Origin of the sequence: Corynebacterium sp. CCUG 51687 (assembly GCF_024453995.1) — a bacterium.
Lineage (GTDB): Bacteria > Actinomycetota > Actinomycetes > Mycobacteriales > Mycobacteriaceae > Corynebacterium > Corynebacterium pseudogenitalium.
On the sequence record NZ_JAGPYT010000005.1, the window covers coordinates 51,400 to 64,523 of the forward strand.

At 61.5% G+C, this 13,124-nt stretch carries 9 protein-coding genes; 3 read left to right on the forward strand and 6 right to left on the reverse strand.

Going from position 1 to position 13,124, the window contains the following annotated elements; translation table 11 throughout:
• Positions 1-9: 9 nt before the first annotated feature.
• From KBX13_RS06520 to KBX13_RS06545, 6 genes are all read right to left on the reverse strand, one after another.
• Positions 10-1,758 (reverse strand): ABC transporter ATP-binding protein, encoded by a 1,749-nt coding sequence (locus tag KBX13_RS06520; RefSeq protein ID WP_070975613.1) that lies wholly within the window; start codon positions 1,756-1,758, stop codon positions 10-12.
• Entirely contained in the window at positions 1,755-3,542 is a 1,788-nt protein-coding gene (locus tag KBX13_RS06525; RefSeq protein WP_070361799.1) for an ABC transporter ATP-binding protein, read from the reverse strand. Before KBX13_RS06525 ends, KBX13_RS06520 begins: the two co-directional genes overlap by 4 nt.
• 85 nt (positions 3,543-3,627) lie before the next feature.
• Positions 3,628-4,110 (reverse strand): hypothetical protein, encoded by a 483-nt coding sequence (locus KBX13_RS06530; protein ID WP_256021319.1) that lies wholly within the window; start codon positions 4,108-4,110, stop codon positions 3,628-3,630.
• 718 nt (positions 4,111-4,828) lie between these two features.
• A complete protein-coding gene (locus KBX13_RS06535; protein ID WP_256021321.1) occupies positions 4,829-5,803 on the reverse strand; it encodes an Abi family protein in 975 nt (324 codons plus the stop codon).
• A 503-nt stretch (positions 5,804-6,306) separates the two neighbouring features.
• Positions 6,307-7,953, reverse strand: a complete 1,647-nt coding sequence (locus KBX13_RS06540; RefSeq protein ID WP_256021323.1) for a VanW family protein — start codon at positions 7,951-7,953, stop codon at positions 6,307-6,309.
• Positions 7,954-7,978: 25 nt separating this feature from the next.
• The gene (locus KBX13_RS06545; protein WP_256021324.1) at positions 7,979-9,166 is read right to left on the reverse strand and encodes a glycoside hydrolase family 3 N-terminal domain-containing protein; all 1,188 of its coding nucleotides are present in this window, start codon (positions 9,164-9,166) and stop codon (positions 7,979-7,981) included.
• Here KBX13_RS06545 and KBX13_RS06550 point away from each other — a divergent pair, their 5' ends adjacent.
• From KBX13_RS06550 to KBX13_RS06560, 3 genes are all read left to right on the forward strand, one after another.
• Positions 9,167-9,343 (forward strand): DUF2613 family protein, encoded by a 177-nt coding sequence (locus tag KBX13_RS06550; protein WP_071565697.1) that lies wholly within the window; start codon positions 9,167-9,169, stop codon positions 9,341-9,343.
• Positions 9,330-12,284 carry an alpha-(1->3)-arabinofuranosyltransferase family protein gene (locus KBX13_RS06555; protein ID WP_256021326.1) on the forward strand — a complete coding sequence of 985 codons (2,955 nt, stop codon included), beginning with the start codon at positions 9,330-9,332 and terminating at the stop codon, positions 12,282-12,284. The genes KBX13_RS06550 and KBX13_RS06555 overlap by 14 nt, the downstream gene beginning before the upstream one ends.
• Before the next feature lie 498 nt (positions 12,285-12,782).
• Entirely contained in the window at positions 12,783-13,055 is a 273-nt protein-coding gene (locus KBX13_RS06560; RefSeq protein WP_256021328.1) for a hypothetical protein, read from the forward strand.
• Positions 13,056-13,124 lie beyond the last annotated feature (69 nt).

Here is a 13,124-nt window from a genome sequence, read left to right on the forward strand (position 1 = left end):
GTGCTGTGTTTAGACGAGTTGCCATCCAGCTGCGTTGATGCGTTCTTGCCAGAAATCGCGGTATTGACCCGGCTGGTTGACCAGCTCGTCGTGGCACCCGCGCTGGGCGATACGCCCATCGTGGGAGAGCACAATGATTTGGTCAGCTTGGCGAATGGTTTCAAGTTTGTGGGCGATGACAATTAGTGTGGAGTGCTTACGCAGCTCGTTCATCGCCGCAACAATGTTGGCTTCATTTTCCGCGTCCAACGCGCTGGTGGCCTCATCGAACAGCACGATCGGGGCTTTCTTCACCAAGGCGCGAGCGATGGACACTCGTTGGCGTTCCCCACCTGACAGTGCACGCCCGCCAGCACCCGCCAATGAATTCCAGCCGTCTGGGAGGCGGTTGACAATTTCCGTCACGCCCGACAGCTCAGCGGCCCACCTGATTTCTTCATCAGTAGCTTCGGGATTGCCAAGGCGAATGTTGGCTTCGAGAGTGTCGTTGAATAAGTAGACGTCTTGGAAGACCAGAGATATCTGGCGCATCAAATCTTCGGTGGTCTGCTCGCGCACGTCCACTCCGCCAACGCGCACGCTGCCGGACTGCACATCCCAGAAACGTGCAACCATCCGGGCGATCGTCGTCTTCCCGCACCCAGATGGACCAACCAGGGCACACATGCCGCCTTGCGGGACATGGAAGGACATATCGTGCAGCACCGGGGTGTCCGGATCGTAGCTGAAGGTGACGTCCTCGAAACGAACATCACCAGGTGCCCTCACTGGTGTAGAGGCATCGGGTTCGGACAGTTCGGGGGCATCCATGACCTTGTCGACGTGGTTCATCTGCTGGCGGCGTTCTTCCAGCCCGGTCATGCAGCCACCGATGTCTTGGAGCATGGTGGTGAACCGCAGGCACATGCCGATTGTGACCACGGCGTTCAGCGCATTCATTTGCCCGCCGAGGGCGAGTTGGGCGGTCAGCCAGATCATTATCACGACAAGGGCTTGGACGAACATTCCATTAATCAGGTTCGCTAATGTTTCGATCCACAATGCTTTGCGGCTTTTGCGGTCAGCCTGTTTGAATGCCCGATCAAGGGCCGGGTAGTCGTCGGCGACATGGCAGGAGCGCAGCGCGCCTTGGCAGGTGGCGAATTCGACCATGCGAGCCGCCAATTCTGACTCAGCTGGTTCGGAAACCTGCTTACCTTTATCAAGAAGCACGCGGGAGATATGGAGGAAGGCGAGCATGATCGGGAACGCGATCGTCAAGGTCAGTCCCAGCCGCCAATCCCAGAACCAGGTTCCCACAGTGATCACCAGCACGGCTGAGAGTTTTTGGACGAGGGAGAAAATGAAGTGCGCCGCCGACTCGCCCAAGTTCATCATTTCCTGGGTGACCATGCGCGACAGTCGGCCAGAGCTACCCGAATCGAACACTCCCAACGGTAGGCGGGCTACTTTGTTACCTATTGCGTGGTGGACGTCGTGAATGAACCCGAGCGCGCCAATATAGCCGGTGCGCATGCCATAAAACTCGGTGCCTACACCCGCTACCGAGATCACCGCCAAGGCGATGAGCCAGCCCCAAAACGATAACCCCCACACCGGCATTCCGGTCGCTAGGGCACTTGCTGCGGGAAGCAGAATCAGCAGGGCAAAGCCGTGACACAGTCCTGAGACCGCACCCCACGCTTGACCGACCGAGAGGTCACGCCACGAAGCGGGTTCCATCAAACGCTTAAAGCGTGGCAGCAATAGTTGATTCATCGTGTCATCTCCTCACATGCACCTTGGGCAAGAAGTGCCTGATAGTGCGCATTACCCAACAGCTCGTCGTGTTTACCGACCACAGCAATGCGCCCGCGTTCCATGACGACAATCTGATCCGCGCCCCTGATCGAGGCCAACCGGTGGGCGATCACAATCACGGTTCTGCCTTTGGCAAGAGTCGAGAGAGCTTGTTGAATTTTCGATTCCGATTCCGGGTCCGCCATCGCCGTCGCCTCGTCCAGCACCAACACTGGGGCATCAACCATGAGCGCCCGGGCGATCGCGATACGGGCTGCCTGCCCGCCCGAAACGTGGGTGTCCTCCCCCAACACGGTGTCGTAACCATCTGGCAGGCTCATGATGAACTCGTCGATCTGCGCGGCTCTCGCCGCCTGTCGCACCTGATCCAAGGTTGCGTCTGGCGCGCCCAGGGCAATGTTGTTGTGGATGGTGTCGCGAATAAGCTGTGCATCTTGCAAGACGAACGCGACCGTCGAATACAACAAATCCTGGGAAATGCTCTTTAGATCAACCCCGCCGATAGTGATCGTGCCAGCGTCCGGGTCATCGAAGCGGGCAATTAAACTCGCCAACGTCGACTTCCCCGCACCCGACGGGCCAACCAGCGCGGTCACCGTGCCTGCCGGAATGCTCAGGCTCACCTCGTCTAATGCCTGGGTGTCGTCATAGGCATACGACACACCCCGAATCTCGATATCATGACCGTGTGGTGTCTGTGGCGCATCGGGCTGACTCAACGCTGGTAGCTCCATGACGTTCACCAGCCTCACTGCCGCAGACCCTGCGAGCTGGTACGACCAGGCGATGGTTGCGACTGCCATCAACGCTCCCGGCAGCACCAAGGCGATCAACGTCGTCGTTATCACCTCGTAGATGCTCACCCAACCGGCGTTCATCATCAACGCGCCACCGCCAAGGTTCACGATCAACAACACCGGGATCGACACCCACGAAAATGAGGCGACCGACATCGACACCAGCGGCATACACCACGCCCGGTAGAACTTAGAAAACTCGTTAGCCGCATCTAAATAGGCTTTATGTGCTTGGCCGACCTTGCCGAATGCTTTCACCACTGAGATACCGGCAACGAACTCGGCCATCGTTGCCGAAACCTGAGCGAGCTTGGTGTCCATTTGTGCGGTCTTCTCATTCATCCCACGCATCGACATGCCATACATGCCCACATAAATCGGAATCGTCGCAATCGACAGCAGAGCGAGCCGCCAATCCACCACAAACGCATACACCAACAAGGCGAGCGGGGATACGATCGCGTTCAGTTTCTCAATCGGCCCGTGCGCGATCACTGTATGCACCGTGGCCGTATCATCCTGAATGGTCTTGCGGATCTTCCCCTCACCCTCGCGGGTAAACCACGACAGCGGAGCAGTCGACATTCGGGCGGCAATTTGCCGACGCATCTGATTACGCAACGACAGGTCAATAAAATGCGTCACGCCCAATGCAACAAAATATAAGGTCAACCGGGCCATGTATGCGCTGACGAGGAGCATGACGATCCAGTTCACCCGCGCCGGGTCCACCTGGTCTTGCATAAGTTCTCTGCCAAGCTCCACCAGAGCCACATACGGGGCAATAGCCAACACGCCTGAGAGAAAAGCCAAAACCTGCGCGATAAACAGTTTGCCTTTCACCGGCTGCGATAGCTGACGGATCGCGTTCTGGCCAGCGACAGATTTTTCCTTCGCGGACCCATACTCACCGTCAACAACCTGATCCGTTACACTATCGTTCACGTAAACACCATCCTTATTAGGTAAGTCTAACCTTACTCGCTTTCTGGGAGGTGTACCTAACCGTGCACATCAACCGATACGAGCATCACCCTTTCAAGGCCATGCTTACCTGTTCACCGGTGCGGAATACCAACCGGATCGTATCCTCGTCTACGATGGCGTGATCGATGAGAGCGCTCCATTGTGCGGGGTGAAACTCGCTCACAGGTTCGCCCGTCAAATCGCCTAGGGCTGTGGTGATGGCGGCGTGCTTGGCGGTGTTCGCTGCGATATCTGCTTCCAGGCTTGTTTTACGTGCGAGCGTCTTACGGTAGATAGTATCGAGTTCGGTGTAGCGGGCTTGGTAGGCGTCCTGGTTGAGCGCACACCGCTGGTTTTCCGCAATCAGCGCCTCGATCTGCTCGGTCAGCTCCACGATTTTTGTTTGGCAGGCAGCGGCCTGTTCTTCCAAACGGCTCGTACCGAACATGTCGCCAAGCACCTGCGGTAGCTGGCTTTGCTGCGGACGGCGGGCGATCAGTTGATTGAGCGCTTGCACGAAAGAATCCTTGATCTGCTCGTCTTTCACCGTCGCGCTGCTGCAGGGATGTTCGTCTGTGTATTTGTGGTTGCATTGCCAGACTGTGTACTTGTATTTCGTGTTCGACGCCCACGTCTTACGCCCATACCACACCCCACTACTTCCTCAAATTCTCCAACGAATACAAGAAGGTCCACGGAGTAGAGCAGTTCGACAATGACTGGTACGAGTACATCGAGTACGGCACAACAAAGCAGGAAACTATCCTTCTCCAACGGCTAGGATTCACCCGCGAGAGCGCCACCTACATTCGAACCAACGTCTCCAATGCAATCTTCCTTCACGAAGAAAAGCCTTACCTGAACCCGATTCTCCTCGAAAGCTCGAACATCAACGTCCGCAAAGAAGCCAACGAAATCAGATACAACGTGCCAGAAGCCTTCTCGATGCCAGATTTTATGTTCTAACCCCCGCACTAGGTACCCGCTAACGCAACCCCACCAGCAGACCCCCTCAACCAGAAATATGCACCAAACCAACGAACCGAACGGCGATGAGTACCCTATAGCTGAACCTCCAGCACGCTAGCGAACAGCCCCAGAAACAACAAACTCCCTGGTCAAAAGGGGTTCAGGAACTCACGCGGCTTTTATCATTTTCGACGTCTAAGTATCCAACAACACCCCAGGTCACGGGGTGTTTTTTGTTTGCCATTTTTGGGGCGGGGTGTGGGTGGTAGCAATTTTGGTAGCATTGCCTACTCCGACTACTTTGGGGTGAATTTTGCAAAAACAGGTCTTTTTATACCAATAGTGTAGAGCGGATTCCGCTCCAGAAAACCATCGAGTGCATCCAGGTATTGAACACGCTCCGACGGGGGAAGCAAGCTAGAGATACTCGCCAAAGCTATGAATTGAGCCTGTTTAAATGCACTTTTTAGGTTGTCGTTCGGATAGCGCCGCTCCAACACATTCGAAAGCCCTGGACTCTTAGGCATTGGTCGCATCCAGAGACGTTGATGGTGAAATAAGAGGTTCCGAGTAATACCAAAACATTCAACAGTCGTGTTGAACGAGCGTTTAGGAACTCGTAGATCTCTTGCCACCAAATCGTTGACGCTTTTCGTTCCGCCAGGCTGAGTTCCGCAGTAGCGTAGGAATTTACCTAGTGTCCCAATGGTAAAACTGTCGACTACAGCCCAAAGCGGAAGTTCTTTGACCAGCCCCATCACTTCCTCCAGGTTTTGCGAATCACACCATCCCGGCACTCGCCTCTGTTTAAGCGCTGCTTGCCTCTTAATCTCAGAAGTTACATAGGGCTCGCCATGACGTAATATATCGCGAAGCATTGACAGTTGAAGTCGCTCTGCTTGCTTATCGTCATGGCATGTCCAATTATCACGGTCAAGATACCCCTCCCCAGTCCCTTGCTGTACGCAAAAATGCTTAACTGTTTGGGCACGAAGAACCCACTCAGCCCGTCTTATCCAAGGGGCGAGGAAGGCAGCAAGCTCAGCCTCAGTATCCACGAGGCCCTTGATATCTGAAAACCGCTTCGGGCGGTCAACGTAACCACCTTCGATCAGATCTCTATAATGCCTCGCATACCCCATTAGAAAATGAAAGTTGACGGTCTTCAACCACTGTCGCTGCTCGCCGTTCAGTGGTTGACTTTCGATCATCCCGTGTTCACGGAGAAACTGCTCTTGCTGTTCGGGGCGGAGGAAGGGAATCGGAGTCATAAGATTCGGATTATAAAAGAAAGGGCCCCCTTGAGGCGCGTTCACAGGAACCGAGGTTCCAGCAAAGAGGCGTAGGGGGTGCTGTTAAATCTGATACTAATAGAATCCACGCGCGTTGGAAAAGCAGCCAAACGAACACAGACTGCACATGTGATGAACCTATCTGCGACTTCACTCTAAAAACCTGGCACTAACCCTTGAGCGTTTCCCCACTTTCGGGGCTATTTTCCTGGCTTTTCCTCACGCAAAAACTAGATCAACACTACACGAAGTAGTGACTCTATAGCTGCCCCGCACAATAATCCACGCAAGTTACGTTTCCTTCTAGCAACGAAGCTCCACAGCACAGTTATTGAAGTTCAGGGCACTGACGGGAATTTGGTGCCTGAGAAAACACCCAAGTGCCACAGGACGCAATTCGAAAAACCGCGACCTACATACCTGCAGGTCACAAAATGGATAGCCAATAAGAGATGCGTCTTTTGTCACTGCCCACCACATGGCTACCCGCAGCGCACGATGGGCTGCGGGTCGTAGACCGTGGTGGTGGTTTCGCGACTGAGTTCGTTGCCGGCGAGGTCGGTGATGACGCGGGTGTCGGAGGTGGTGAAGCCGGGGGCGCCGCCGGATGGGGCGCAGTCGGGGCCGGTGACGGTGCGGGGTTGCGGCTGGGTGTAGGCCCAGCGTCCGCCGTTGATGGATTCCACGTTGACGGTCTTGACGCCGAGGAGGCTGACGGTGATGTTGCCACCGCCGTAGTTGGTGACGATTTTGACGGGGTGGTTGCTGTCGTTGCGGAAGGCGAGGTCGATGGCGCCTTCGTAGACGGTGGCTTCGCGTCCGGCTGGGTAGCGGGAGATGTAGTAGGAGTGCGGGGTGGAGGCGACGTCGGTCATGCCGGCGAAGTAGGCGGCGTTGTACAAGGTAGTGGCGAACTGGGAGATGCCGCCGCCGACGGCGGTGCCGCCGCGACCGTTGATGATGATGCCGGATTCCACGTAGCCCTGGGCGGTGCCGCGGGGGCCGGTGTAGCCGTTGAGGGAGAACGTTTCGCCGGGGTTAACGATGGCACCGTTGACGGTGTTGGCCACGATGCGGATGTTCTCGCCGGAGGCGCCGGAAAAGCCGCCGGTGGTGAAGGCGCCGACGGTGTCGTTGAAGGTGGCTTGTTCGGCGTCGGCGGTGGTGAAGGTGGCGGGGACGTCTTTGTAGGTGGCGTCCCAGGTGCGGTCGGCGTTGTGGAGGAGGCGATCGTCGAAACCTTTGAAGGTGGCGTCCCAGTCGACGTTGATGCCGTCGACGGAGGGTTCGATGCCGCCGCTGGTGAGTACCCGGGCGTTCTTGGCCTCGACCTCGGACTCTTGCAGCTGCTCGCCGAGGATCGCGCCGGCTGCCTTATGGTCGACGACGGGCTTCAGGGCCTCGTCGAAGTGGAGGATTTCGCCGATGCGTTCCTTCGGGATCACGGCTGTGACGTTCTCGCGGCCGTTGACGGTGAGTGGGCCGGAGAGGGCGCGGTGGACCGGGCCGTCCATCGCTTCCTTCAGAGCGGAAGCGCCGATGCGCGGCGCTATTGGTTGCGGCTCAACGGTGACGCCGTCGGGGTTGAGCCAGTGGGCGGTCAGCTGGGTGCGCAGGGCGTCGGCGGGCACGTCTTGGCCGTCTTCGGGGGTACGTTCGCGGGCGGTGCCACCCTCGAGGGTGATGGCGGCGTCGACGGGGTCGCGGTGCAGTTCTTTCTGTAGGCGGGTGATTTCGGGGGCGAGTTTCGCGTCGTCGACGCTGGGAACGACGGCCACTTCGTGCTCTCGGATCAGGCCGCTGAGGCGCTCAATCGGGCTTGCGGACTGCAGCCCGGCCGCCTCAATGGTCGCCACGTAGTCGATGCCGAGCCCGGCGCGCTGCGGCACCACTTCGGCTCGCTCTGGCCCGGAAGTGACGGTGATGGGGCGTGAGGGGGCGTCGCCAAGTTGGGCTTTGAGCTCGGCTTCTGCTTCCTGCGGGGTGAGTCCGCCGATGGCGACGCCGCCGACGGTGGTGCCGCGCGGCACGTGGCCGCGGTTGAGCGCCAGGTCGGCGAGGTAGATGGCCAGCAGCACCGCGAGCACGCCCACGGAGAAGCCGATGAAGATCTTTGTTGCCCTATTCACCCGCCCCAGGGTAATAGAGTTTGGGCTATAACCCAACGTCAATGAGTTGTTGTTGCACGCGGGTCGCGGCTTCGTCGATGCGGGATTCGGGGATTTCTCCCTTTTCGACGCCCGCTACGACACCATCGATGATCCGCGCGATGTCGTGGCCGGAGGACCAGAGGGCTTGGTCGGCACCTGCGCTGATGGCGAGGCGGACTGCGTCGGGTGTGGGGGCGTATTCGAGGATGCCGCGCATGCCGGAAAGGTCGTCGGTAACGGCGACGCCTTCGAAGGGGACACCGCCGGGGTAGTCGCCTTCGCGCAGGATGCGGTAGGCCTCCGGGTTGAGGCTGCTGGGCACGCCCTCGGCACCGAGGCCGGGCACGATCATGTGGCCGACCATGACGCTGGCGCGCGGGAAGCGCTGCAGGAGCTCGCCGTAGGGGACCAGGTCGAAGGCGTGCAGGTCCCCGATGGGTGGCGTGGTGGCGAGCTTCTTGTGGGTGTCACCGGAGGCGCGGCCGTGCCCTGGGAAGTGTTTGAAGGTGGGAGTGACGCCGGCGTCGATAAGTCCTTGGGAGAAGAGGGCGGCGATGCGGGCGACTTCGGCGGGGTCGGGGTGGAAGGCGCGGTCCCCGATGATGGGCAGGTCGGCGGCGTCGATGTCGACGACGGGGGCGTAGTCCACGTTGATGCCGTGGGCGCGAAGTGAACGGCCGATGTCGTAGCCGGTGCCCTGGATCACCGCGGGTGTGCCGGCGGCGAGGCGGCCCGGCGCGGGGAAGTCCCCGAGGACGTCGGTGTGGCGCTGGACGCGGCCACCCTCGAAGTCGATGGCGACGGTGAACCCGCGCGGGTACTGCTCGCGCAGCGCATTGATGTCGTGGCCGGGGTCGTCGAGAAGCTTGGGGTCGGCCCAGCTGGGGATGATAAGCCCGCCGACGCCCTGATCGAGGGCCGCGCGGGCCTGGTCGTAGTTCTTCACTCCGACGACCATCAGGGATGCGACGCGCGCCCGCAGGTCCTCCGGGACGCGCTGCTGAGCGGGCGTTTTGGGGACGATCTCGGTGATCGGCACCGTGTCGGTGGGCAGGAGTGGGATGTGTTCGTGGAGCGGAGCGGGCGTCGTCACGGGTTGTGGGGCTGGCTCGGGCGCGCACCCGGCGAGCACGACGACGAGCCCCGCCGTCGCCGCGGCGGACCCCCATACACGTCTGGTACGCTTTTGCACATGTCAAACCGTACTACCTTGCCTTCCGTTGTGGCTAGCGCCGTCGTCGGTGTTGTGCTCGGCGTGGTGGGCGTGATTGGGGTAGCGGCGTTCTCCGGGCAGAATTCCGTGCCGGTGTCTAACGCCGTCCCGGCAGACGAGGCCGTGCTTGGCGGCCCGGAATATGGCGCGCGCTAAACTCCGCAGCTGCACTCCCCACCTGGTCGCGTGGGCCTTCATCGCACTGATCGTGTGGGCGCAGGCGCCGGGGCAGATCGCCGCGGACACCAAGTTTGACCTCACCACGAACCCTGCCGGGTTCCTCGCGCAAGCGCTGCACGCCTACACGGACCGATTCACGCTCGGGCAGTTGCAGAACCAGGCGTACGGCTACCTCTTCCCTCAGGGCGCGTTTTTCCTACTGCCGCTGCCCGCGTGGGTGTTGCAGCGCTGCTGGTGGACGCTCCTGGTCGGCCTGGCATTCTCCGGGACGTTCGCGCTGGCCAGGCGACTGGACATGCGCGGGGTGGCGGGCCCGGCGGTGGCCGGGGCGCTGTACGCGTTCAGCCCGCGAATCCTGACCACGCTGACCGCCATTTCTTCGGAGGCGTGGCCGGTGGCGTTGGTGCCGTGGACACTGCTGCCGCTGCTGGGGGCCCAGCGCCGGGGGCCTCGCCTTGCCGCCGCGCTGCTGCCGGTGGCGTGCATGGGCGCGGTCAACGCGACGGCCACTATCGCCGCCTGCCTACCCGCCCTGCTCGTGCTGTGCGCGCAGCGCCAGTGGCGCGCCGCCGCACTGTGGCCGGTGGGTGCGGTACTGGTCAACGCGTGGTGGCTCGGCCCGCTCGTGGTGCTCGGCCGCTATTCCCCGCCGTTCACCGACTTTATTGAGTCCGCCTCAGTCACCACCGCGTGGCTCAACCCGATCGAGGTGCTGCGCGGCACCACCAGCTGGACTCCCTTCGTCGACGCCGAGCGCGCCGCCGGGCACCTCCTGGTCACCGAGCCCGTATTCGTGCTGCTCACGGCGGGTGTGGCGGCGCTCGGCATCGCGGGGCTCGCCCGCCGCGACATGCCCGCCCGCGCCCCGCTCATCACCGTCTTCGCCGTGGGCGTCGGCATGCTGTGTTTCGCGCACGCCCACCCCTTACTTTTCGACGCCCCCCTCGCCGCCTTCCGCAACCTGCACAAATTCGACCCACTGGTCCGCCTCCCGCTGGCGTTGGGGGCCGGGTGGGTGGTGTCCCGGGCGCGCACCCCGCAGCTGGTCGGCGCCGTCACGCTGGTGGCGGTGGCGGTGTCCCCGGCGTGGTCGCTGCGCCTCCTTCCGCAGGGCACCTGGCAGGAACCCTCCGCGGACTGGGTCGCGGCGGCCCGCTGGCTCGACGAACACGCCACCGGCACCCGCACGCTCGTCGTCCCCGCCGCGCCCTTCGCCCGCCAGACCTGGGGCTGGACACGCGACGAACCCATCCAGGGGCTCAGCCAGGTGCGCTTCGCGGTGCGCGACGCCATCCCCCTCGTCGACCCGGAAGCGATCCGGGGCCTCGACGGCCAGGTCCGCGCCGTGGACTCGGAGGCGCTGCGCGCCATCGGGGTGGGCGTCGTCGTGGTCAGGCACGACTTGGAGGAGGCGGTGGCGTCGACAAGCGTGCCCGATCTTGGCGAGCCAACCGTGCGCTTCGGGGACGTCGATATCTATGCGCTGGAGCCCACGCGCGACATGATGCTGACCAGCGCAACCCCCGTGCGCGTCGATGGCGGCGGCGAGGCACTGCCCCTCCTGTGGCGCGAGTTCGGCTACTTCCCCGCGACTCTGACCAGCGGTGATGCGGACATCGTGACGGATACACCGGCGCTGACGGTTCGCAACTACGGCGCCGTGCAGCGTGCGCAGTCCGCGCACCTCGCTGCTACCTCTGAGGGCGAAGACGTACGCAACCTGGTGCCGGACTACCCCTCCGCGGGCACCCCGGTGGGCGTCGCGATGGAGGGCGCCGCCTCCGCTTCCTCCTCCGCCGCCGACGCCACCGCCTTCGGCGGCGCCCGCGCCTCCCGGTCACTGACCGCCGCCTTCGACGGCCTCGACGACACCGCCTGGTGGCCCGCCGCCCAAGACCCCCACCCGTGGCTACGCTTCACCCCCAACGCCGACACCGCCACCATCACCGCCACCACCAACACGAAAGTGCAGGTCACGGATGCTTCCGGCGAGCGCACGCTCAGCCTCGTCGCCGACCAAGCCCGCACCATCAGCGTGCGCGGCGACACCACGCTCGCCCTCACCGAACCCGTCGGCATCACCGAAATCGACGTCGGCATCCACCGCATCGTCGACGTCCCCGGCACAGCCGACACCTACTTCTTCCAACGCCTCATGCCCGAAACCACCACACTGCAGCGCGCCTTCACCACCGCCGAAGACGCCGAATGGCACCTCTCCTCCCCCGCCCTTATCGACGGCTCCTCCGCCACCAACACCGTCTTCCTCCCCGCCGGGCGCCACGAACTCGTCACGGACGCCGAAACGATCACGCTGCGGCGCGGGCCTGCGCCTGCTGTTTCTTGGGAGCCGATTGTTGGTAGCGCAGTTGTGCCCGCTGACCAGGACCTCCTGCTCATCACCACTCGCGCGTACAACCCTGGACTCCAAGCCAGCCTCGACGGCGAACCCCTCACTCCCCAACGCATCGACGCCGGCCAACTCGCCTTCCACATCCCCGCCGGACGTGGCGGCACCCTGGACTTCTCCTTCGCCGGGGAGCGCCCCTACCGCCTCAGCCTGTTCGGCGGCGCCGCGCTCAGCCTGGTCACCATGCTGGTGTTAGGGTGGTTCGCGTGGCGCCGCCGTGTTGTTGGCACCCCGGCCCGCCCCGTCCCCGGCAAGATGGTGGCGGCGTTGCCGCTGGCAGCCGCGCTGTGCATCAACCCGCCAATCGGAATCGTCAGCGCCATCGGTGTCTGGGTAGTGCGCCGCTACACCCTCCTGGCCAGACGATACATTGCCGCCGGCGCAGTCATCGCGATGGGCCTGTGGCTGGCCCGCGCACCCTGGCCTTCCGCTGGGTACGCCGGCGACGCCACCCTCATGTTCGTGGCCGGGTGCGTCGCGGTGGCCTGCCTCGCCTGGCCGGACTAGATTTTGGTTGCCCGGCCGCCTGCTGAAAAAGTTCCCGCGCTCGGGAATTTTGGGTTTTCGGCCGGTTCCGGTCGACCGACGTGACGTTTCCCCAGGTCGCGTCGTCTGGCTACGAAGAAAGTTCCCACGACCGCTGCTTCTTCGCACCAGATTCCGGGTTTCCCGCGAGTGCGTTTGCAAACCCCCAGGTCGCGCAAACCTCATGCAGGAATTTGGTGCGCACCCGGCCGCCCCTCGCCTCGCACACTTTTAACACCTCGCCCGGAACGAATTCGAGTGACAGCGCGCCATCTCCTCAGCGCAGTGTCGGGGACATCCCGCTGCTTCTACTTCCCAAGGCGACAAAGTCACTCCATATACAAGCGCTCTGCGATGTGCGGCAGCAATCACTAGAATGATCGCAGCCGGTGCTCACAGCAGAGCTGACAAGAATTGCAGGAATCAAAGACCAGTGCTTTGAGTAGATAGCACGACCGAGATATTGCGAAAGGTGTCGTTATGTCTGAGAAACTAACGATCATTGGATCATATTTGGCTCTATTCGCGGCGGTACTGGGGCTTCTTTCCGGCCAGTTTCTGCTTGCGACGGTAGTCGCGGCGATTGGCGTGTGGGGGTTGCGGTCGCATAATCGGCGCTCAGCATTCGATGATGTTATTGCTTCTGATCTGCCAATCCCTTCGGCAGCAGAGTTAAAGAGCTATCGGGAGAAGAATCCAGATCTCTCTTTTTCTGAAGCAATCGTTGCTTGGCAGAAGGGTGAATCAGCCTGAATTCTTCGGGTTGCAGGCGATAGCTTTACCGCGTCTTCAGTCCATCACGCCCCAACGATGCTGAAAGCG

What these genes read in the sequence shown, in the direction of transcription:
- KBX13_RS06520 (WP_070975613.1), bottom strand. Translation starts at nt 1,758, where the DNA reads ATGAATCAACTATTGCTGCCACGCTTTAAGCGTTTGATGGAACCCGCT.
- KBX13_RS06550 (WP_071565697.1), top strand. Translation starts at nt 9,167, where the DNA reads ATGTCAAACCGTACTACCTTGCCTTCCGTTGTGGCTAGCGCCGTCGTC.
- KBX13_RS06560 (WP_256021328.1), top strand. Translation starts at nt 12,783, where the DNA reads ATGTCTGAGAAACTAACGATCATTGGATCATATTTGGCTCTATTCGCG.
- KBX13_RS06555 (WP_256021326.1), top strand. Translation starts at nt 9,330, where the DNA reads ATGGCGCGCGCTAAACTCCGCAGCTGCACTCCCCACCTGGTCGCGTGG.
- KBX13_RS06535 (WP_256021321.1), bottom strand. Translation starts at nt 5,803, where the DNA reads ATGACTCCGATTCCCTTCCTCCGCCCCGAACAGCAAGAGCAGTTTCTC.